Source organism: Streptomyces sp. NPDC046465, assembly GCF_040646035.1.
Classification (GTDB): Bacteria; Actinomycetota; Actinomycetes; order Streptomycetales; family Streptomycetaceae; genus Streptomyces.
Map to the genome: position 1 here is coordinate 447746 of NZ_JBEYZK010000001.1, position 19100 is coordinate 466845.

Sequence of the window (19100 nt, forward strand, 5' to 3'; positions counted from 1 at the left end):
CACGGGTACGGTCTGTGCCATGGCTACCGCGGCTCCCCTGACCCCCGAGCGCATCCTCGAAGCGACCGAGGAGGTGCTGCGCCGCCACGGCGCGGCCAAGGCCACGGTGGTCGACGTGGCCCGCGCCCTCGGCGTGAGCCACGGCACGGTGTACCGCCACTTCCGTACGAAGGCGGAGCTGCGCGGCGCGGTGACGCGGCGCTGGCTCGACCGTACGTCGCGGACGCTTTCGGCGGTCGTCACCGGCGCCGAGCCCCCCGAGGCGAAGCTCCGCGCCTGGCTCGCGGGACTCTTCGAGGCCAAGCAGCACAAGGCGGGGGACGACCCCGAACTCTTCGCCACGTACTCGGTGCTCGTCGACGAGAACAGCGACGTGGTGGACGACCACATCGCCGATCTCACGGGCCAGCTGACGGCCATCGTCCAACAGGGCGTCGACAGCGGGGACTTCGCCTCCGACGCTCCCGCCGTCACGGCCCGCGCCGTCTTCGACGCCACGTCCCGCTTCCACGACCCCGCCTACGCGGCGCACTGGTCCCGCCCCGGCATCGAGGACGCGTTCACGGCGGTGCTGGATCTGACGATCCGAGGACTGCGCTCCTACTCCTAGCTCCCAAGGGGGTCCTAGCCCCCAGGGGGTGCGGCTTCCTATTCCAGGCCGAGGGCCTCGGCGGCCAGCGCGGTTCCCTTCACCCGGGCGTCGATCTTGGCGAAGGCGAGTTCGCGGGAGGTGGAGGTGTCGTCGGCGAACGGCGAGAAGCCGCAGTCGTCGCAGGTGCCCAGCTGGTCGACCGGAATGTGGCGGGCGGCGAGCAGGACCCGGTCGCGTACCTCTTCGGGCGTCTCCACGGTGCTACTGATCGGGTCGATCACGCCGACGAACACCCGGATGCCGGGGCGGAGTTGTTCGGCGATGATCCGCAGCACGCGTTCGGGGTCGGCCTCGCTGGCGAGCTGGACGTAGAAGTTGCCTGCCTTGAGCTGGAAGAACTTGGGCAGCAGAGCCGCGTAGTCGACGTCCAGGCTGTGGGTGGAGTTGTGGTCGCCGCCCGGGCAGGTATGCACGCCGAGCCTGGCCTGCTCGGCCTCGGTGAAGCGGCCGAGCACCTCGTTGTTCAGCGCGATGAAGTCGTCGAGGAGCGCGCCGCTCGGGTCGAGTTTGAGGGAGAGGCGGCCCTCGGTGAAGTCGAGCTGCACCACGTGCGCGCCCGCCTCCAGGCAGCGGCGGATGTCGGCCTCCGCCTCGTCGGCGAGATCCCGCAGGAACGCCTCGCGGGGATACCCCTCGATGGGGTCGGCCGGGTAGAGCAGGCTGAGCGCAGAGGGCGCGATCACCGCCTGCTTGAGCGGACGGTCGGTGTGCCGCCGGGCGTTGCGCAGATAGGCGTCCGCGTGGACCTGGTAGCGGAACGGTCCGGCGGTCAGCGTGGGTAACTGCCGGGTGTGGCCGTCGGCGAACGGGATGACGGCGCCTGCTGGGTCGAGGCTGGTCAGGCCGGTGATCGGGTAGGTGGCGAAGCTGGGCTTGGCCTGCTCGCCGTCGGCAAGGACGGGACAGCCCAGCTCCGCCAGCCTGGCCAGGGTGTCGGCGGTGGCCTGGTCCTGGAGCTCGGCCAGTTCGGCGTCTTTCAGGTGTCCTTGGGCGTGCTCGGCGAGTGCCTCCTGGAGGGCGCTCGGGCGGGGGATGCTGCCGATCGACTCGGTGGGGATACTCATGGCCGCACCATAGGAAGCGCCTTCGGCCCCGGCAAGAGGGCGCGAGACCACCCCTGCCCCCGGGACCCCTGTGGGCCCTAGCGGTCGTAGATCACCATCGAGATCGACCCGCTCCCGGTCTCGACCGGTCCCGTGTAGACGCCGAAGCCCGGGTACTGGGTCGGGTCGGTGGGCGCGTAGGTGAAGCCGAACATCTGCAGCGCCTTGGGGAAGACGTTGGGCGAGCTTCCGTCGACGGCCGCCGTCAGGAACCACCGTTCGTTCTCGGAGTCATCCTCGCTGTACTGGTACGCCATGTTGAAATTGATGATCGAGCTGTCCGCCGTGGCGCCGATCGGGGCCCCGTTGCCGATGCTGAAGTCGAGGTCGATCTTCGCGTCCTTCTCGATCTCCGAGTCGTCGGTGATCGTGACCACGTCGCTCTGTCCGGTGAAGAGCGGGTCGGGGACGTTGCTGATGCCCGGTCCGCCGGTGGCGGTGTAGTTGAAGCAAGTCACCGTGCAGGACGACCTGTTGATGACGTTGATCTGCAGCTCTCCGGGGGTGCTCTTGCCGCTCAGGACCGTCTGGGCGATGCTGTTGCCGAGGTTCGCCGCCGCGATGATGTTCGCCTGGAACTGGGCACCCACCCCGAGCGCGGCGATCAGTACCTGCGGACCGACACCCGGGCGACCGCCCTCATCGGCGGTGCCGCCATTGATCTCGCTGAGGTACTGATAGAAGCCGTACGTGTCCCGACTCACTTGCAGGGCCACGTCGTTCATGTCCGTGAGCCAGGTCACCGCGCCGTGGACCGGAGGGGTGACCGGGTCGTCAGTGGGCAGAGACATGATGCCTCCCATGGTGATGCGCCCAGGAAGCTCTCTACCGACCGCTGAAGCGGCGGGAGGCATTCCGTTTGACGTTCACCGTTCAGCCTAGACCTCCCGCTCCCGCGCCGCCCGGCGAGCACGGGCCCTGGTTAGGCTGGTCCAATGCCTCTCGTCGAGATCACCTACGCGCCCCACGTCCCCGAGGAAACGCTCCGCGAACTCGGTACGGCCCTCCCCCATCTGATCTCCCTCGCGGTGGAGTGCCCCGAGGAGCCGTACGACGGCGATCTCCAGGCGGGCGACGTGGAGTTGCGGTTCAAGGAGCTCGGGCCGTGGGACCGCAGCGGCCTGGACTTCGTGATCGAGGTGCGGTCGAAGTGGTTCGAGAGCAGGGCCGCCGACCGGCAGGCGCGGGTGGACCGGCTGCACGACGACATCCGGACCGCGACCGGCCGCGAGGACTTCGGCATCTATCTGTCCCTGCCGGTGGCCGCGTGGTCCCAGGGCGATTAGGGCCTGTCAGGGCGACGGATGCACCGTCGCCTGATGCTCCTCCGACAGGTGCTCCTCCGCCTTGAGCCACGGCAGGAACTGCGCCTTCCTGCGCCAGCCGCAGGTTTCGCAGCTCAACTCGCGCTGCACACCCGCCTTCTGGACCTGGACGACGTGTTCGCGTCCGTGCTGGTCCCATCGTCTGACCCTGCTCGTGGTCGTTGGAGGCATGCGCCACAGTGTGCACAGAAGCCCCCGGTTCCATAACCCGGAACCGGGGGCTTCTGTGCGGCGTCACGCCGAAAACGTCACCGCGTCAGCAGCCCACGAGGCGCGTGGCGAGGTAGCCCTCGATCTGGTCGAGGGAGACGCGCTCCTGCTTCATCGTGTCGCGCTCGCGCACCGTCACGGCGTTGTCGTCGAGGGTGTCGAAGTCGACGGTCACGCAGTACGGCGTGCCGATCTCGTCCTGGCGGCGGTAGCGGCGGCCGATGGCGCCCGCGTCGTCGAAGTCGATGTTCCAGTTCTGCCGGAGCGCGGTCGCGAGGCCCTTGGCCTTCGGGGACAGCTCCGGGTTCCGGGACAGCGGCAGGACCGCGACCTTCACCGGGGCGATGCGGTGGTCGAAGCGCATGACCGTGCGCTTCTCCATCTTGCCCTTGGCGTTGGGCGCCTCGTCCTCGAAGTACGAGTCGAGCATGAAGGCCAGCATGGTGCGGCCGACACCGGCGGCGGGCTCGATGACGTACGGGGTGTAGCGCTCACCGGCCTCCTGGTCGAAGTACGACAGGTCCTGGCCGGACGCCTTGGAGTGCGCGGTCAGGTCGTAGTCGGTGCGGTTGGCGACGCCCTCGAGCTCGCCCCACTCGCTGCCGCCGAAGCGGAAGCGGTACTCGATGTCAGCGGTGCGCTTGGAGTAGTGGGAGAGCTTCTCCTTCGGGTGCTCGAACCACCGCATGTTCTCCTCGCGCAGGCCCAGGCCGGTGTACCAGTTCCAGCGCTGCTCCATCCAGTATTCCTGCCACTGCTCGTCCTCGCCCGGCTTGACGAAGAACTCCATCTCCATCTGCTCGAACTCGCGGGTCCGGAAGATGAAGTTGCCGGGCGTGATCTCGTTGCGGAAGGACTTGCCCATCTGCGCGATGCCGAAGGGCGGCTTGCGGCGCGAGGTCTGCTGGACCTGGCCGAAGTTGGTGAAGATGCCCTGCGCGGTCTCGGGACGCAGGTAGGCGACGGAGCCGGTGTCCTGGGTCGGGCCGAGGTGCGTGGCGAGCATGCCGGAGAACTGCTTGGGCTCGGTGAACTGGCCCTTGGTGCCGCAGTTGGGGCAGTTGACGTCCGCGAGGCCGTTGGCCGGCGGACGGTTGTGCTTGGCCTCGTAGGCCTCTTCCAGGTGGTCGGCGCGGTGGCGCTTGTGACAGGAGAGGCACTCGGTGAGCGGGTCGGAGAAGGTCGCGACGTGGCCGGAGGCCTGCCAGACCTCGCTGGCCAGGATCACCGACGAGTCGATGCCGACGACGTCCTCGCGCGAGGTGACCATGTAGCGCCACCACTGGCGCTTGAGGTTCTCCTTCAGCTCGACGCCGAGCGGCCCGTAGTCCCAGGCGGCACGCTGACCGCCGTAGATCTCACTGCAGGGAAAAACGAAGCCACGGCGCTTGCTCAGGCTGACGATGGTGTCGATCTTGTCGGCGGCCACGGTGCTCTCTTCATTACGACGGCGGACGAAGCAAGTACTGCCGGGGCAGCGGCTTCGGGAGCGAATGCTTCAGGTTACCGGCGGCCTTACCCCCCTAATCAAATCGGTTCCCCGTACACGGCCCCGCGCACGCTCTCGCGGAGGCCTTGCGGAGGCCCCGCGGAGGCCCCGCGGAGGCCTTGTTGACAATCGTTTCCACTTTTGTTGAAAATGAGTGTCATGAACGTACGACGACGCCTGATACCCACCGCCGCCCTCGCCTCCGCCACGGTCCTCGGCCTCACGGCACTGACCGCCTGCTCGACGACCTCCGCCGCGGACGACAAGGACGGCAAGCTCGACGTGGTGGCGTCGTTCTACCCCATGCAGTACCTGGCGGAGCAGATAGGCGGCGGCCACGTGTCCGTCACCAGCCTCACCGAGCCCGGCCAGGAGCCGCACGACCTGGACGTCTCCGTCCAGCAGCGCGGCCAGCTCGAAGAGTCGGACGTCGCCCTCTACCTCAAGGGCCTACAGCCCGCCGTCGACGACGCGATCGACGAGTCCGGCATCAAGACCAAGGTCGACGCCGCTTCCCTCACCAGCATGGAGAAGCACGGCAACGAGGTCGGCGGGCACGCCGAGGAGCACGAGGAAGAGGGCCACGAGGGGCACGACCACGGCCACTCCCACGAAGGCGCCGACCCCCACATCTGGCTCGACCCCGTGAAGTACGCCGAGGTCGCCGAGGGCGTCGGCAAGGCCCTGGAGAAGGCCGACCCGGACAACGCGGCGACGTACGAGAAGAACACCGCGAAGCTCGTGAAGAAGCTCGGTGGCCTGGACAAGTCCTTCAAGAACGGCCTGAAGGACACCGACTCCAAGGTCTTCATCACCACCCACGCCGCCTTCGGCTACCTCGCCGAGCGCTACGGCCTCACCGAGGAGGCCATCAGCGGCCTCGACCCCGAGGCCGAGCCCAGCGGCAAGCGCGTCAAGGACCTCCAGAAGATGGCGAAGGCCGACGGCGTCACCACCGTCTTCTACGAGACGCTCGTCAGCGACAAGACGGCGCAGACCCTCGCCAAGGACACCGGCCTCAAGACGGACGTGCTCGACCCCATCGAGGGCATCACCGACGACTCCAAGGGCACGGACTACATCCAGGTCATGCAGTCCAACCTCAAGGCCCTCCAGAAGGCCCTGGGCGCCAAGTGACCCCCACCACCGCGGCTACGGAGGCACCAGCCATGAGTGAGCACGCCGAGACCCGCGAAGCCGTCGTCTCCCTGCGCGGCGTGACGGCCGAGCTCGGCTCGCGCCCCGTCCTTCGCGGCATCGACCTCGCCGTGCGCCGCGGCGAGGTCGTCGCCCTCCTCGGCGCCAACGGCTCGGGCAAGTCCACCGCCGTGCGCACCGTCATAGGCCAGGTCCCCGTCACCGGCGGCGACGTCGAGATCTTCGGCACCCCGCGCCGCCGCTTCCGCGACTGGGCCCGCGTCGGGTACGTGCCGCAGCGCACCACCGCCGCGGGCGGCGTGCCCGCGACGATCAGCGAGGTCGTCGCCTCCGGGCGGCTCTCCCGCTCCCGCTTCGGCGTGCTGCGCAAGGCCGACCGCGAGGCCGTCGCCCGCGCCATCGACCTCGTCGGCCTCGCCGACCGCGCCAAGGACTCCGTCAACGCCCTCTCCGGCGGCCAGCACCAGCGGGTCCTCATCGCCCGCGCGCTCGCCTCCGAACCGGAACTCCTGATCATGGACGAGCCGATGGCGGGCGTCGACCTGGCCAGCCAGGAGGTCCTCGCGGCCACCCTGCGCCAGCAGGTCGCGGGCGGCGCCTCCGTCCTGCTCGTCCTGCACGAACTCGGCCCGCTGGAACCGCTGATCGACCGCGCCGTGGTGCTGCGCGACGGCTGCGTCCTGCACGACGGGCCGCCGCCGCGCGCCGTCGGCCAGCACGCGCTGCCCGGCCACGACCACGTCCACCCGCACCCCGCCGACGCGGAGCCGGTCCGTACCGGCCTGCTGACCTGAGGACGAAAGAACGATGGAACTCCTCGACTACGCCTTCATGCAGCGGGCGCTGCTCGCCGCCGTCCTGGTCGGCATCACCGCGCCCGCCGTCGGCATCTACCTCGTCCAGCGCCGCCAGGCCCTGATGGGCGACGGCATCGGCCACGTCGCGATGACCGGCGTCGGCCTCGGCTTCCTGCTCTCGGCGTCTCCCGTGTGGATGGCGACGGCCGTCGCGATCGTCGGCGCCGTGATCATGGAGCTGATCCGCTGGTACGGCAAGACCCGCGGCGACATCGCGCTCGCCATGCTGTTCTACGGGGGCATGGCGGGCGGCGTCATGTTCATCAACCTCGCCCCCGGCGGCTCGAACGCCAACCTCCAGTCGTACCTCTTCGGCTCGCTCTCGACGGTCTCCGAGGACGACGTCACGGCGATCTGTCTGCTCGCCGCGTTTGTGGTCCTGGTCACGGTCGGGCTGCGCCGCCAGCTCTTCGCGGTCAGCCAGGACGAGGAGTTCGCGCGCGTCACCGGCCTGCCGGTGCGGGCCCTGAACCTGCTCATCGCCGTCACCGCGGCGGTCACCGTCACCGTCGCCATGCGGGTCGTGGGCCTGCTCCTGGTCTCCGCGCTGATGGTGGTGCCGGTCGCGGCGGCGCAGCAGCTCACCCGGAGCTTCAAGGTGACCTTCGTGGTCGCGGTGGCGATCGGCGTCGCGGTGACGCTCGGCGGCACCGTCACGTCGTACTACCAGGACGTCCCGCCGGGCGCGACGATCGTGCTGCTCACCATCGGCGTCTTCATCGTCCTCACGGTCCTCGCGACACCGCTGGCCAGGCGCAGAGCGCGGGCCGTGGCCGCCGCGGAGGCGGCCGGTGACCCCGCGGAGTGCTCGGTACCGGCCCAGCCGATGGCCAAGACCTGACCTGGCTCCTGCCCGACCTGGCACAATGGCCCGGCAGGCCCCAGACCAGAGCGCGACGCGAGGAGGCAACCGTGGGAGCCCCGGTTCGAGGCAGGTCGACCCGCCAGCGTGCGGCGGTGGCCGCGGCACTCGACGACGTGGACGAGTTCCGCAGTGCGCAGGAGCTGCACGACATGCTCAAGCACAAGGGCGACTCGGTCGGTCTGACCACGGTCTACCGCACCCTGCAGTCCCTCGCCGACGCCGGCGAGGTCGACGCCCTGCGCACCAACGAGGGCGAGACGGTCTACCGCCGCTGCTCGACCGGCGACCACCACCATCACCTGGTCTGCCGCGTCTGCGGCAAGGCGGTCGAGGTGGAGGGCCCCGCGGTCGAGAAGTGGGCCGAGACGATCGCCACGGAGCACGGCTTCGTGAACGTGGCGCACACGGTGGAGGTCTTCGGCACGTGTGCCGACTGCGCGGCGGCGTGAGCGGAGCCCTCGCGGGCCGGTACTCCCCGCCCACTCACCCTTCTCGGTGTGGGGGTACCCCGTACCCCCACACCCCCTGATCAGCCCCTGATCAACTGTTCGCGATCTGCTCCTCGTTCGGAATCGCGCCGCCGAAGCGGCGGTCCCGCCCCGCGTATTCGAGGCAGGCCCGCCACAGGTCGCGCCGGTCGAAGTCCGGCCACAGGACGTCCTGGAAGACCATCTCGGCGTAGGCGCTCTGCCAGAGCAGGTAGTTGGACGTGCGCTGCTCGCCGCTCGGGCGCAGGAAGAGGTCGACGTCCGGCATGTCCGGGTAGTACAGGTACTTCGCGAAGGTCTTCTCGTTGACCTTGGACGGATTGAGCCTGCCCGCCTTCACGTCCTCGGCGAGGGCCTGCGCCGCGTCCGCGATCTCGGCGCGGCCGCCGTAGTTCATGCAGAAGTTCAGGGTGAGCTTGTCGTTGTCCTTGGTCTGCTCCTGGGAGATCTCCAGCTCCCTGGCGACCGACTTCCACAGCTTGGGCATCCGGCCCACCCAGCGCACCCGCACCCCGAGGTCGTCCAGCTGGTCGCGGGTCTTGCGGATGAAGTCGCGGTTGAAGTTCATCAGGAACTTCACCTCGTCCGGCGACCGCTTCCAGTTCTCGGTGGAGAAGGCGTAGAGCGAGATCGCGCCGACGCCCATCTCGATGCTGCCCTGCAGCACGTCCAGGACGCGCTCCGCGCCGACCTTGTGCCCCTCGGTACGCGGCAGGCCGCGGTCCTTGGCCCAGCGTCCGTTGCCGTCCATGACGATCGCCACGTGCTGCGGGACGAGCTCACCGGGGATCTTCGGCGGCCGCGCGCCCGAGGGGTGAGGCTCGGGCAGCGTGTACTCGCGGCGGGACCGTCCGAGGATTCCGCGTCGTGCCATGGGGGGCTCTCTCCTACCTAGCTGTTTCCTACGTGCTTTTCTCTACGTACCGCAAAGAGCGCAGTCCGCGCTCCAGATGCCAGTGCAGATAGGCGGAAACAAGCCCGCTCCCCTCCCTGGCGTGCCGCGCCTCGCACGCGTCCGCCGTCTCCCAGTCGCCGGTGAGCAGCGCGCCGAGCAGCGTGAGCGTCTCCGCCGACGGGACGACGCTGCCGGGCACCCGGCAGTCGACGCAAATCGATCCGCCCGCCGCCACCGAGAAGAACCGGTTCGGGCCCGGCATACCGCACTTCGCACAGTCGGTGAAGCTCGGCGCGTAGCCGTTCACGGCGAGGGAGCGCAGCAGGAACGCGTCGAGTACGAGGTGGGGCTCGTGCTCGCCGCGGGACAGGACCCGCAGCGCGCCGACGAGCAGCAGATACTGCTGCACCGCCGGTTCACCCTCGTGGTCGGAGAACCGCTCGGCGGTCTCCAGCATGGCCGTCCCGGCCGTGTACCGCGCGTAATCGGTGACGATCCCGCCACCGTACGGAGCGATCGTCTCACTCTGCGTGCAGAGCGGAAGCCCCCGCCCGATCAGCTCGCTCCCCCGCGCGAAGAACTGCACGTCGACATGGGAGAAGGGCTCAAGCCGCGCCCCGAACTTGGACTTGGTCCGCCGCACACCCCGGGCCACGGCCCGTACCCGCCCGTGACTGCGCGTGAGCAACGTAATGATGCGGTCCGCTTCACCCAGCTTCTGGGTGCGCAGCACGATGCCGTCGTCGCGGAACAGACTCATGGGGCCATTCTCGCGTATGCGGGCGGCTCCCCGGGCACGGGTGTCACTCCGGCGCCCGTCAAGGCACCTCGCCCCGGCTGCGGGCGTTCGCGTACGCCGTCGCCGCGCGCAGCCGTTCCGCGGTGGTCGCCGTGCGGACGGCCTCCGGAGTGCAGTCCCATTCGCGGCCCCCTCCGTAGGGGCGCAGCTGGACGTACGGGCCCTCGTGCCCCATGACCCGGCCGACCAGGCCGCTGCGGGTGTCGACCACGTACGCGCCGACGGGAAGGTCGAGGTTCATCCCGTCCTCCTCAGGGCGGCGGCGAGCCGGGCCGCGGTGTCGGCGGAACACCCGCCCAATTCAATGCGCGGACAGGGTGCCTCCCTGGCGAGTGACGCCGGATCGATCCCCAACGACGGCAACGTAATTCCCGCCTGCCCGAGTGCGTCCCGCAATTCCGTCACGGTTTCCTCCGCATGTTCGGTACATGCCTCTGCGTGATGCTTTCCATCCGCCTTCACGTGGCTCCCCTTCGCCTCCGGATTTCACTCTTCGCACCACTACGGTGACGGCTTGTGCCTAGAATCGGCAGGAGTCTGCCCTCTACAACTGCGGGGCAGCGGAAGGCGGTTGGCCATGGCCAATGGTTCACGGCAAGCAGCGTGGGAGTTCTTCGGCGCAGAGCTGAAGCGGAGGCGCGAGGATGCGGGGCTCAGCCAGTCCGTGCTGGGCACGAGGGTCTTTGTCTCCGGTGGATACATCGGCCAGTTCGAACAGGCAATTCGTAAACCGCAGTTGGATGTGGCGGAACGGATCGATGAGGTTCTACAAACCGATGGCTTTTTCGAAAGGTTGTGGCGCAAGCTCATCAAGGATCAGCCCTTTACGGAGTACTTCGCTCACGCGGCGGAGCTGGAGCGGCTGGCGACGAGCATCTGCGAGTTCGCGCCGTCGGTGATGCCGGGGCTCCTACAGACCCCCGAGTACGCGCGAGCGGTCTTCCTGGGCAGCAACCCGTTCGCCACCGACGAGTACATCGAGGAGCTGATCAGGGGTCGAATGGATCGTGCGCTACTTCTCAAAGACGCTGCACGACCCGCGTACTGGGCGATCCTGCACGAAACGGTGCTACTTATCCCCGTCGGAGGGCCCGTCGCGATGGCGCAACAGCTCGATCACGTCGCGGCGATGATGCGTGAACGCATGGTGGTGGTGCAGGTGCTGCCGTTCGCCGCCGGGGCGTACCCGGATATGGGCAAGATGATGAAGCTCATGGAGTTCGAGGATGCCCCGCCAACGGTCTATACAGAAGCGGTGCTTTCGGGGAATCTCCTGGACGACCCGACAGTGGTGAAGCGGACGCAGTCGACTTACGATCTGCTCAGGGCCGTCGCGATGTCGCCGGAGGCGTCCCTGGACCTGATTGAGTCGGTGTCGGAGGACTACAGACGATGCGCGAGTACGACTTGAGCAACGCTCGCTGGCGCAAGAGCAGCTACAGCGGCGGCAACGGCGGGGAGGACTGCGTCGAGGTCGCGTACGACTTCATCGGCGCCGCCCGTTGGCGCAAGAGCAGCTACAGCAGCGGCGACGAAAGCGACAACTGCGTCGAGGTTGCCGACGGCGTACCCGGAATCGTGCCCGTGCGGGACAGTAAGATGGGGGTCCTCGGCCCCACCCTCCTGCTCGGCGCCCCCGCCTGGACCGCCTTCGTGACCGGCGTCCGGCGGCGCGCTACTGGCGACTGATCGACCGCGTCACGCCCGCCGCGATCGTCGTCGCGAGGGTCCAGCCCAGCACGATCAGCGCATACCCGAACCACTGGTACGCCCCCTGCGCGGCATACGCCCGTTCCTGGCCGAAGTCGACGATCGGGAGCAGCAGGTCGAGCGTGTAGAAGAGGGGGTTGAACTCCGGGGACTCCTCGGGCTTCAACGCCGTCGGCTGCCGCACCGCGTACGTGACGGCGCCCACGAGCAGCAGCGAGAGCAGCCAGACCGCCGCCCGCGTGGGCCGGAAGCCGTAGCCGACGGTCACGTCCTGGAGGTGGCCCCAGACCCGCGCGGGCCACGCGAGGGTGGCCCGGTGACGGCGTTCCTTGGCGAGCTGGACGGTACGGGCTGACGCGTCGTCCCCGCTGCGACGGTAAGCGGCGGTCAACTGCTCGTAGGCGTACGGGACGTAGCCGTCGGCGTCACGTTCCAGTGCCTGGAGGCGACGAGGGACCGGCTCGTGGGGGTCGAGGGTGGTGTAGGTCAGGCCGTCCAAGCGGACCTCTTCCGGCCAGGTCTCGGGCGCGATGTGCAGCAGGTCGAGCTGGGCGCGGCGCAGGCTCACGGTGCCCTCGATGGGCGCGGCGCCGCGCAGCCACAGCTCGCCGACGGTGAGACTGCTGGCGCGCAAGGCCACGCCGCCCGGGTTGGAGAGCCGCGCGTAGGCGAAGTTGAGCTGCCCCGGAATGCGGGCCCCCCGTAGGTTCAGCCGCCCGTTCGCCCGCACCCGCATCGCATGGAGGTCCGTCCCCCCGCTCAGATTCGACGCGTGCAGCGCCGTCCCGCCCGGATTGCTGAGCAGCGCGTCGTCGAAGGTGATGTTCCCGGCTATGACCGCGCCCGAGAGGCGGACCAGGCCGTGCGCACGGAAGCCGCCGTCGGCCTGGAAGTCGTCGTCTATGGTCACGCGGTTGAGCGCGAGGACGGGCTCGGAGTACGTCACGCCCTCCACTCCCACGTGGGCCCCGTCGAGGAAGACCGCCCCGGAGATCCGCGCGCCGCCGAGCCGGACGGGCCCGCGCACGCGGCAACCGGTCATGCGCAGCGAGCCGTCGACGCGGAGCGCTATGGCGTGCAGGCCGGGCAGTACGGAGCGGCCCAGGTTCAACTGGCGCAGGTGCGCCCCGTACAGGTCGGGTACTTCGTCGAAGTAGCAGGACCAGAGGTGGACGGGGCCCGCGACGTCCGCGTACTGGAGGTTGAGCTGCCCGGTGATGCGGGCGCCGGTGACCCGGAGCACCGGGACCTCGCCGTTCCGCCGGGGCCCGTCGAGGAGCAGCGCCCGCAGCACCTCGGCCCGTACCGTCCGTTCCGGCCCCCAGTCCGCACCGGCCGTGGGGACACCTTCGCGCGTCGGCCGGAAGTCGACGGTCCGCTGCAGCGGAACCGCCTCCCACACCCGCCGTTCCGCGTCGGTCAGTTCGGAGATCTCCACCGGCGCGACTCTAACCGAGCCGACCGACCCGTAGGCGTACCGACTTTTGACGCAAGACCGCAGCCGGAAGGAGCTTCCGTGCTCATCAGCCGTAGTCGAAGATGTGGGCATGAAGAGTGACCTGTTCTCCAGCGAACACATGGCCCAGCCCGCCCACGCCCCCGGCATGACCCTGCAGAACGCCAAGTCGGTCAGGTATGCGGTGAACGGCGAGATGCTGGCCCGGCAGGGGGCGATGATCGCCTACCGGGGCAACTTGCAGTTCGAGCGCAAGGGGCAGGGCGTGGGCGGCATGCTCAAGCGCGCCATGACCGGGGAGGGGCTGCCGTTGATGGCCGTGCGCGGCCAGGGCGAGGCGTGGTTCGCGCACGAGGCGCAGAACTGCTTCATCGTCGACGTCGAGCCCGGCGACGTCCTCACGGTGAACGGCCGCAACGTCCTCTGTTTCGACGCGACCCTCTCGTACGAGATCAAGACCGTGAAGGGCGCGGGGATGACCGGCGGCGGGCTGTTCAACAGCGTCTTCACGGGTGCGGGGCAGCTCGGCCTCATGTGTGAGGGCAGCCCGCTGGTGATCCCCGTCTCGCCGCAGCAGCCCGTGTTCGTCGACACGGACGCGGTGGTCGGCTGGACCGCCCACCTCAGCACCTCCCTGCACCGTTCGCAGTCCGTCGGGTCGATGATCCGGGGCGGCTCGGGCGAGGCCGTGCAGCTGAAACTGGAGGGCGAGGGGTACGTCATCGTGCGGCCGAGCGAGGCGACTCCGCAGAAGCCGCAGCAGCACTGAGACCGAGTCTCGACTTCAGCCGACTTGCTCGCCCCGTCAGACGTCGCGGAGCCGGCAGACCGTGGCCAGATATTCGTCCAGCACGGCGTCCTCCCGGCGCGCGGTGTTGTGCAGGGAGAGAGCCATGCTCTCCCTGCTGACCAGAAGATGCAGCAGCTCGAAGTCGAGGCCGTACGAGGCGATCTGCTGAGCGCGCTCCACCACCGCGTCGGCGCCGTCGGCCGTACCGGAGATGGTGTGTGGAAGCTGCGACCGATTCTTCCGTGCCGAGGTCGCGGGCGGCGTCGACGAGCGGCACGACGGACTGCGGGAGTGCCTGCGCAGGGTGAGCGAGCGCTTCGGCCCCGTACTCGACACGGCGCGGGGCTCATCGGGGAGCCCCCGCTTGAGCCCTGAGCCCTGAGCCCTGTGCCCCCGCCCGCCCGAGCGGGCGTCTTGGGCGAGCAAGTACCTTTCGTCTCATGGTTGTTGACCAAGGAGCCGAGAGAGCGGCGGAGGACAAGGGGGTCGGCGTGCGGCTGCGGCCGCCGCGCCACCCCCTGGACCGCCGTGCCGTCGCCTGGTGGCGCACCCAACTGCTGCTGACGGCAGCCGCGCCGGTGGCGCTCCTCGGCCTGCTCGGCGCGCTCATCGCTCCGGCCAGGTTCTGGCTCCTGCTGCCCGCCGCAGGAATCGCGGCCGTCGGTCTGCTCGCCGGGGTGCTGCTGCCGCTGTGGTGGTACAAGGTGCACCGCTGGGAGGTCACCGACGACGCGGTGTACGTACGGACCGGCTTCTTCTGGACCGAGGCCCGGATCGCGCCGATGTCGCGGCTGCAGACCGTCGACACCATGCGCGGGCCCGTCCAGCGGATCTTCGGACTCTCCACCGTCACGGTCACCACGGCGTCCGCCAGGGGCGCCCTGAAGGTCAAGGGCCTCGACCACGCGACCGCCGCCGAACTCGCCGAGCGGCTCGCGCTCGTCACCCAGGCGACACCGGGCGACGCGACGTGAACGGGCTCGCGGAGGCCGCCGAGGCCGCCGAGGAGCACGACTGGCGGCGGCTCGACCGGCGTTCGCTGCTCGTCACCGTCCAGATGACGGGCGGCGTGGTGACCGCCGTCGGCCTGCCGGTCACCCTCAGCTTCCAGGGCTGGGTGGCCATGGGGCCCGTGATCGCCTGGGCGGTGGGCCTGAGCCTGCTGCTCATCGCGAGCGGCGTGGGCATCGAGGCGCTGCGACTGCGGCACAGCCGCTACCGCATCGGGCCGGAGCGCGCCGAACTGCGCAGCGGCATCCTCTTCGCCAAACACCGCACCCTCAGCAGGGAGCGCATACGCTCCGTCGACCTCGTCGCCCACCCGCTGCTGCGCGTCCTCGGCCTGGTCGAGGTCCGCATCGGCACCGGCGAGCAGAGCGCGGGCCAGGAGGCCACGCTCGAACTCCGCGCCGTCCGCAGGGCGGAGGGCGAACGGCTGCGGCGCGAACTCCTGCGCCGTGCGGCCCCCGGCGCCGCGTCCGACGCGGAGGGCACCATCGCCGCCCTCGACCTCCGCTGGATCCGCTACGCCCCCCTGTCCTTCGTCACCTCGGCGCTCGCCGCCGCGGCGGGCGGGGCGATCATGCAGGTCAGCGAGTGGTTCGGGGTGCAGGAGGAGGTCATCGAGCGGGTGGGCGACGCCTTTCGCGGGATGTCGGTCGCGGGCATGGTCCTCGCGCTGATCGCGGGGGCGCTGGCGGCCGGGGCGGTGGGGGCGCTCGGGCTCTGGGTCGAGATGTGGTGGGGCTACCGCCTGGAGCGGGAGCCCGGCGGCACGCTGCGGGTGCGGCGCGGGCTCTTCACGACCCGTTCCGTTTCCCTGGAGGAGGCCAGGCTGCGCGGCGTCGACGTGGTCGAGCCGCTCGGCCTGCGGCTCTCCGGGGCGGCCCGGGTGGACGCGGTCGCCACGGGGCTCTCGCGGCGCGACGAGGAGGACCAGGCGGGGCCGAGCACCCTGCTGCCCGCGGCGCCGCGGGCGCTCGCGCGTGAGGTGGCGGCGCGTGCCCTGCGGGAGCCGGTGACGCCCACGTCGGCGCGGCTCACGGCGCATCCGCGGGCGGCGCGGGCGCGGCGGATCCGCTGGGCGTTGTCGGCGGCGCTGGCCCCCGCCCTCGTCCTGGTCCTGCTCGGCGCACTCCTTGGCGTGCCGGTCCTGACCTACCTGGGCGCCGGGACCGCGGCGCTCCTGGCCCCCGTCGCGGTGGCGCTCGCGTACGACGCGTACCGCAGCCTGGGCCACGCGCTCCACGGCGACTATCTCGTGGTGCGCTCCGGGACGCTACGGCGGTCCACGGTGGCCCTGCGACGCGGCGGAGTGATCGGCTGGACCGTCAAGCAGTCCGTACTACAGCGCCGGGCAGGCCTGGTGACCCTGAGCGCGACGACGGCAGCGGGCGCGCAGGCTTACGCGGCCTACGACGTATCCGAAGCGGAGGGCCTCGCCTTCGCGGAACAGGCGGTACCGGGCTTGCTCGCCCCGTTCCTGGAACGGGTCGAGCAGCCCCGCTAGGGGCGCGGGGAACTGCGCGAGCAACCACAACGGACCCGCACAGACCCGGCAGCGCACACCCCACGCTAAGGGGCGCGGGGAACTGCGCGATCAGCCACGACCGACCCGCACGGGTCCCCACGCACCCCCAGCCGGACTCAGCGCGCGGCCCGCACCCCCCGCTCGTACCCCGCGAGGCGAACACACACCGTCAGCCCCGCAATCGCCTGCTCCAGCTCCGCGAGACCCGGGTAGCTCGGCGCGATGCGGATGACGGCGTCACGCGGATCGTCACCGTACGGGTGCGTCGCCCCGGCCGGAGTCAGCACGATCCCCACCGCGGCAGCGAGACGCACGACGTCCGAGGCGCAGCCGTCCGGGACCTGGAGGGTCACGAAGTAGCCGCCCTTGGGCGAGGTCCACGTGGCGAGGCCCGTGCCGCCGAGCTCCGCGTCGAGGATCCGGGCGACCGCCTCGAACTTGGGCTGTAGCAGGGCCCGCTGCCGCTCCATGTGCGCCCGCACACCCTCCGCGTCCTTCAGGAACATCACGTGCCGCAGCTGGTTGATCTTGTCGGGGCCGATCGACCGCTTCTGGTTGTTGGCGAGCAGCCACTTCACGTTGGCCGGGGACGAGCCGAAGAACGCGACGCCCGCACCCGCCGAGGTGATCTTCGAGGTGGAGCCGAAGACGAACGCCCGGTCCTCGTGCCCGGCGGCGGCGCACGCGGCGAGCAGGTCGGCGATCTCGGCGGGCTCGTCGGTGAGGTGGTGAGCGGCGTACGCGTTGTCCCAGAAGATCCGGAAGTCCGGCGCGGCGGTCGGCATCGCGGCGAGCCGCGCCACGGTCTCGTCGCTGTAGACGACGCCGTCGGGGTTGCTGTACTTCGGCACGCACCAGATGCCCTTGACCGCGGGGTCCTCCGCGGCGATCCGCTCGACCTCGGCCATGTCCGGTCCTTCTGCCGTCATCGGCACCGGGATCATGTCGATGCCGAAGCGCTGGCAGAGCGCGAAGTGCCGGTCGTAGCCGGGCACGGGGCACAGGAACGCGATCCGCTCCTGGTCCACCCAGCGGGACTCCGTGCCGGGCAGCACGCCGAGGAGGGCGTGCACGAGGCAGTCGTGCATGAGCTCAAGGCTGGAGTTGCCGAGCGCGAGGAGCTGGGCCGCGGGCACCTGGAGCAGCTCCGCGAAGATCTCGCGGAGCTCGGGCAGGCCCCGCAGTCCGCCGTAGTTGCGCACGTCCGTTCCGTCGACGGCCGTGTGGCGCCCACCGGGCAGGCTCAGCAGGTCCTCGCTGAGGTCGAGCTGCTCGGGCGCGGGCTTGCCCCGGGTCAGGTCGAGGGCGAGGCCACGCCCGGCGAGTTCGTCGTACTCCTTCCTGGCCTGTTCAAGCAGCCCGGCCAGGGCCTGGGTGTCGGGGCTCAGCTCGGTGGTCATGGTGGTGCCTCTCGCAGGTGCCGCTTTCGGTGGATGGCGCCCGCCGACCTTACAAACCCGGCGGAGCCGGGTGCGCGGGTGACCGCTCCGCGAGACCGACGAGGACGGCGCAGGAGAGGACCGCGAGGACGGCGGCCGCGGTGAAGAGGGCCGGGGGGTGCGCCACGCCGGACAGGAGCGATACGGCGTACGGGGCGAGCATGCCCGCGTAGGCGGCCGTCCAGAAGTACGCGGTGAGCCGGGCCAGGCGGTGCGGCGGGGCCAGGGCGGAGATTTCCGTGAGGCCGTACGTCAGGACGAAGCCGTACCCCGCGCCGAGGACCGCGGCGGCGACGAGGCCGAGACCGGGGCTGACCGCCCGCACGGCGAGCGCGGCGGCGCCGAATCCGACGGCGACGACGAGCAGTCCCGCGACGGCGGTGGCGAGCCGGTGGCGGCGGGCCACCCGCCGGGCCAGGGGCTGCACGAGCAGGCCCGTCCCGGGGACGACGGCGGTGGCCACGCCCGCGTAGACGAGGCCGCCGTGCACGAGTCCCGGCAGGGTCGCGAAGCCGATGCTGGGGGCGGCGAAGACCCAGGGGGCCACGGGCAGGATCGCGCGGCGGAACTGGCGCCCGGTGCGGGTCGGGGTTTTGGTGCCGCCGTCGTGACCGCCATGCCCACCGTGCCGCCGCACCGTCTCCGGTGCGCTCAGCGCGGCGAGGCCCGCCCCCGCGGCCAGCAGTACGTGCGGTACGTACGCCATGACCATCGGCGCCGCCGACCAGCGGGCGATCAGTGCCGCCACGAGGCCGCCGGAGGCGAAGCCCGCCGAGACGAAGAGGCCCGCCCGGCGCGACGCCATGGCGCCCCCGGCCGCGTGGGGAGGCGACGACAGTTCCTTGATCCACGCGCTGCCCGCCGCGAGGAGCGCCCCCGCGCTGACCCCCGTCAGGAACCTCCCGGGCCACAGCCACCCCGTGGTGCCCGCCCCCAGCATCAGCACCCCCGTGGACAGGAGGTTCAGCGCGAGGGCCGTCAGTGCGACCGGCCTGCGTCCGGCCCGGTCGGCCAGCGGGCCGCCGATGAGGAGGCCGGGGACGAGCCCGACGACGTACAGGGCGAAGAGCCCGGTGACGGCGGATTCGGAGAGGCCGAGCTCGGAGCGGTAGGCGCCGAGCAGCGCGGAGAACTGGTTGGCGCTCCAGCCGGATGCCGTCATGATCCAGGCCGCCCGCACCCCGTGTCCGGGGCCGCGGAGGGTGGCGGCCGGTCCGGTTCCGGGGCTGCCTGAGGTCTGCGTGGTGATGCTCATGACGGCCAGTTGTAGGCGGTCCACGGGTCCGCGCGCCGCCTGCGTTCAGGATTCGTGAAGACCCCGCGCACGCCCGTGA

The 19100-nt window shown here is 70.4% G+C and carries 23 protein-coding genes; 11 read left to right on the forward strand and 12 right to left on the reverse strand.

Translation table 11 applies throughout. The features are described from left to right. The first annotated feature begins 19 nt into the window (after nt 1-19). A complete protein-coding gene (locus ABZ953_RS02015; RefSeq protein WP_361715093.1) occupies nt 20-610 on the forward strand; it encodes a TetR family transcriptional regulator in 591 nt (196 codons plus the stop codon). A gap of 38 nt (nt 611-648) precedes the next feature. On the opposite strand, the gene ABZ953_RS02020 is transcribed toward ABZ953_RS02015, so the two are convergent. Together ABZ953_RS02020 and ABZ953_RS02025 are read right to left on the reverse strand one after the other, a co-directional pair. After that, nucleotides 649-1716 (reverse strand): cobalamin-independent methionine synthase II family protein, encoded by a 1068-nt coding sequence (locus tag ABZ953_RS02020; RefSeq protein ID WP_361715096.1) that lies wholly within the window; start codon nt 1714-1716, stop codon nt 649-651. A gap of 77 nt (nt 1717-1793) precedes the next feature. Beyond that, nucleotides 1794-2546, reverse strand: a complete 753-nt coding sequence (locus ABZ953_RS02025; RefSeq protein ID WP_361715099.1) for a hypothetical protein — start codon at nt 2544-2546, stop codon at nt 1794-1796. Between the two features lie 144 nt (nt 2547-2690). Between ABZ953_RS02025 and ABZ953_RS02030 the strand changes: the two genes are divergently transcribed. Further along, complete coding sequence (locus ABZ953_RS02030; protein ID WP_361715102.1) at nt 2691-3041, forward strand: hypothetical protein; 351 nt, start codon at nt 2691-2693, stop codon at nt 3039-3041. A 6-nt stretch (nt 3042-3047) separates the two neighbouring features. On the opposite strand, the gene ABZ953_RS02035 is transcribed toward ABZ953_RS02030, so the two are convergent. Together ABZ953_RS02035 and ABZ953_RS02040 are read right to left on the reverse strand one after the other, a co-directional pair. Further along, on the reverse strand, nt 3048-3251 hold the full coding sequence (locus tag ABZ953_RS02035; RefSeq protein ID WP_361715105.1) for a hypothetical protein: 204 nt from the start codon (nt 3249-3251) through the stop codon (nt 3048-3050). Nucleotides 3252-3336: 85 nt separating this feature from the next. Next, nucleotides 3337-4719, reverse strand: coding sequence for a glycine--tRNA ligase (locus ABZ953_RS02040; RefSeq protein WP_361715108.1), 1383 nt, complete (start codon nt 4717-4719; stop codon nt 3337-3339). A 219-nt stretch (nt 4720-4938) separates the two neighbouring features. On the opposite strand from ABZ953_RS02040, the gene ABZ953_RS02045 reads away from it, so the two are divergent. The 4 genes from ABZ953_RS02045 to ABZ953_RS02060 all read left to right on the forward strand — a co-directional run bounded on the left by ABZ953_RS02045 (nt 4939) and on the right by ABZ953_RS02060 (nt 8108). Then, the gene (locus tag ABZ953_RS02045) at nt 4939-5916 is read left to right on the forward strand and encodes a metal ABC transporter substrate-binding protein (protein WP_361715111.1); all 978 of its coding nucleotides are present in this window, start codon (nt 4939-4941) and stop codon (nt 5914-5916) included. 32 nt (nt 5917-5948) lie between these two features. Next, entirely contained in the window at nt 5949-6731 is a 783-nt protein-coding gene (locus tag ABZ953_RS02050) for a metal ABC transporter ATP-binding protein (protein WP_361715114.1), read from the forward strand. Between the two features lie 13 nt (nt 6732-6744). Continuing rightward, nucleotides 6745-7635: a metal ABC transporter permease gene (locus ABZ953_RS02055; RefSeq protein ID WP_361715117.1), complete on the forward strand. Its 891-nt coding sequence runs from the start codon at nt 6745-6747 to the stop codon at nt 7633-7635. 71 nt (nt 7636-7706) lie between these two features. Continuing rightward, nucleotides 7707-8108 (forward strand): transcriptional repressor, encoded by a 402-nt coding sequence (locus tag ABZ953_RS02060; protein ID WP_361715120.1) that lies wholly within the window; start codon nt 7707-7709, stop codon nt 8106-8108. Between the two features lie 91 nt (nt 8109-8199). On the opposite strand, the gene ABZ953_RS02065 is transcribed toward ABZ953_RS02060, so the two are convergent. From ABZ953_RS02065 to ABZ953_RS02080, 4 genes are read right to left on the reverse strand one after another with little or no spacing between them, the layout of a single operon-like run. After that, a complete protein-coding gene (locus tag ABZ953_RS02065; RefSeq protein ID WP_361715123.1) occupies nt 8200-9021 on the reverse strand; it encodes an isoprenyl transferase in 822 nt (273 codons plus the stop codon). A gap of 28 nt (nt 9022-9049) precedes the next feature. Further along, the gene (gene recO, locus ABZ953_RS02070) at nt 9050-9802 is read right to left on the reverse strand and encodes a DNA repair protein RecO (RefSeq protein ID WP_361715126.1); all 753 of its coding nucleotides are present in this window, start codon (nt 9800-9802) and stop codon (nt 9050-9052) included. 58 nt (nt 9803-9860) lie between these two features. Then, nucleotides 9861-10082, reverse strand: coding sequence for a hypothetical protein (locus ABZ953_RS02075; protein ID WP_361715129.1), 222 nt, complete (start codon nt 10080-10082; stop codon nt 9861-9863). Continuing rightward, the gene (locus ABZ953_RS02080) at nt 10079-10303 is read right to left on the reverse strand and encodes a hypothetical protein (RefSeq protein ID WP_361715132.1); all 225 of its coding nucleotides are present in this window, start codon (nt 10301-10303) and stop codon (nt 10079-10081) included. The genes ABZ953_RS02075 and ABZ953_RS02080 overlap by 4 nt, the downstream gene beginning before the upstream one ends. Before the next feature lie 115 nt (nt 10304-10418). On the opposite strand from ABZ953_RS02080, the gene ABZ953_RS02085 reads away from it, so the two are divergent. Then, entirely contained in the window at nt 10419-11252 is an 834-nt protein-coding gene (locus ABZ953_RS02085; RefSeq protein ID WP_361715135.1) for a helix-turn-helix transcriptional regulator, read from the forward strand. Beyond that, nucleotides 11234-11530, forward strand: coding sequence for a DUF397 domain-containing protein (locus tag ABZ953_RS02090; protein ID WP_361715138.1), 297 nt, complete (start codon nt 11234-11236; stop codon nt 11528-11530). Before ABZ953_RS02085 ends, ABZ953_RS02090 begins: the two co-directional genes overlap by 19 nt. Here ABZ953_RS02090 and ABZ953_RS02095 read toward each other — a convergent pair. Further along, nucleotides 11517-12989 (reverse strand): membrane-associated oxidoreductase, encoded by a 1473-nt coding sequence (locus ABZ953_RS02095; RefSeq protein WP_361715141.1) that lies wholly within the window; start codon nt 12987-12989, stop codon nt 11517-11519. The two genes, ABZ953_RS02090 and ABZ953_RS02095, sit on opposite strands and share 14 nt — an antisense overlap. A 109-nt stretch (nt 12990-13098) precedes the next feature. Here ABZ953_RS02095 and ABZ953_RS02100 point away from each other — a divergent pair, with 109 nt between their 5' ends. After that, a complete protein-coding gene (locus ABZ953_RS02100) occupies nt 13099-13776 on the forward strand; it encodes an AIM24 family protein (protein ID WP_361715144.1) in 678 nt (225 codons plus the stop codon). 36 nt (nt 13777-13812) lie between these two features. Here the strand turns inward: ABZ953_RS02100 and ABZ953_RS02105 are convergent, their stop codons facing one another. Beyond that, nucleotides 13813-14133, reverse strand: coding sequence for a hypothetical protein (locus ABZ953_RS02105; protein ID WP_361715147.1), 321 nt, complete (start codon nt 14131-14133; stop codon nt 13813-13815). Between the two features lie 104 nt (nt 14134-14237). Between ABZ953_RS02105 and ABZ953_RS02110 the strand changes: the two genes are divergently transcribed. Together ABZ953_RS02110 and ABZ953_RS02115 are read left to right on the forward strand one after the other, a co-directional pair. Further along, nucleotides 14238-14771 carry a PH domain-containing protein gene (locus ABZ953_RS02110; protein WP_361715150.1) on the forward strand — a complete coding sequence of 178 codons (534 nt, stop codon included), beginning with the start codon at nt 14238-14240 and terminating at the stop codon, nt 14769-14771. Further along, nucleotides 14768-16306 (forward strand): PH domain-containing protein, encoded by a 1539-nt coding sequence (locus ABZ953_RS02115; protein WP_361715153.1) that lies wholly within the window; start codon nt 14768-14770, stop codon nt 16304-16306. Before ABZ953_RS02110 ends, ABZ953_RS02115 begins: the two co-directional genes overlap by 4 nt. A 137-nt stretch (nt 16307-16443) precedes the next feature. Here the strand turns inward: ABZ953_RS02115 and ABZ953_RS02120 are convergent, their stop codons facing one another. Then, nucleotides 16444-17727 carry an aminotransferase class I/II-fold pyridoxal phosphate-dependent enzyme gene (locus tag ABZ953_RS02120; RefSeq protein ID WP_361715156.1) on the reverse strand — a complete coding sequence of 428 codons (1284 nt, stop codon included), beginning with the start codon at nt 17725-17727 and terminating at the stop codon, nt 16444-16446. A 49-nt stretch (nt 17728-17776) separates the two neighbouring features. Next, nucleotides 17777-19021 (reverse strand): MFS transporter, encoded by a 1245-nt coding sequence (locus ABZ953_RS02125; RefSeq protein WP_361715159.1) that lies wholly within the window; start codon nt 19019-19021, stop codon nt 17777-17779. Nucleotides 19022-19100 lie beyond the last annotated feature (79 nt).

Bases quoted from the DNA above. Each gene is read 5' to 3' on its own strand.
- ABZ953_RS02035 (WP_361715105.1), bottom strand. From the start codon at position 3,251: ATGCCTCCAACGACCACGAGCAGGGTCAGACGATGGGACCAGCACGGA.
- ABZ953_RS02055 (WP_361715117.1), top strand. From the start codon at position 6,745: ATGGAACTCCTCGACTACGCCTTCATGCAGCGGGCGCTGCTCGCCGCC.
- ABZ953_RS02110 (WP_361715150.1), top strand. From the start codon at position 14,238: ATGGTTGTTGACCAAGGAGCCGAGAGAGCGGCGGAGGACAAGGGGGTC.
- ABZ953_RS02050 (WP_361715114.1), top strand. From the start codon at position 5,949: ATGAGTGAGCACGCCGAGACCCGCGAAGCCGTCGTCTCCCTGCGCGGC.
- ABZ953_RS02120 (WP_361715156.1), bottom strand. From the start codon at position 17,727: ATGACCACCGAGCTGAGCCCCGACACCCAGGCCCTGGCCGGGCTGCTT.
- ABZ953_RS02075 (WP_361715129.1), bottom strand. From the start codon at position 10,082: ATGAACCTCGACCTTCCCGTCGGCGCGTACGTGGTCGACACCCGCAGC.
- ABZ953_RS02020 (WP_361715096.1), bottom strand. From the start codon at position 1,716: ATGAGTATCCCCACCGAGTCGATCGGCAGCATCCCCCGCCCGAGCGCC.
- ABZ953_RS02090 (WP_361715138.1), top strand. From the start codon at position 11,234: ATGCGCGAGTACGACTTGAGCAACGCTCGCTGGCGCAAGAGCAGCTAC.
- ABZ953_RS02100 (WP_361715144.1), top strand. From the start codon at position 13,099: ATGAAGAGTGACCTGTTCTCCAGCGAACACATGGCCCAGCCCGCCCAC.
- ABZ953_RS02015 (WP_361715093.1), top strand. From the start codon at position 20: ATGGCTACCGCGGCTCCCCTGACCCCCGAGCGCATCCTCGAAGCGACC.
- ABZ953_RS02125 (WP_361715159.1), bottom strand. From the start codon at position 19,021: ATGAGCATCACCACGCAGACCTCAGGCAGCCCCGGAACCGGACCGGCC.
- ABZ953_RS02025 (WP_361715099.1), bottom strand. From the start codon at position 2,546: ATGTCTCTGCCCACTGACGACCCGGTCACCCCTCCGGTCCACGGCGCG.
- recO (WP_361715126.1), bottom strand. From the start codon at position 9,802: ATGAGTCTGTTCCGCGACGACGGCATCGTGCTGCGCACCCAGAAGCTG.
- ABZ953_RS02085 (WP_361715135.1), top strand. From the start codon at position 10,419: ATGGCCAATGGTTCACGGCAAGCAGCGTGGGAGTTCTTCGGCGCAGAG.
- ABZ953_RS02030 (WP_361715102.1), top strand. From the start codon at position 2,691: ATGCCTCTCGTCGAGATCACCTACGCGCCCCACGTCCCCGAGGAAACG.
- ABZ953_RS02045 (WP_361715111.1), top strand. From the start codon at position 4,939: ATGAACGTACGACGACGCCTGATACCCACCGCCGCCCTCGCCTCCGCC.
- ABZ953_RS02065 (WP_361715123.1), bottom strand. From the start codon at position 9,021: ATGGCACGACGCGGAATCCTCGGACGGTCCCGCCGCGAGTACACGCTG.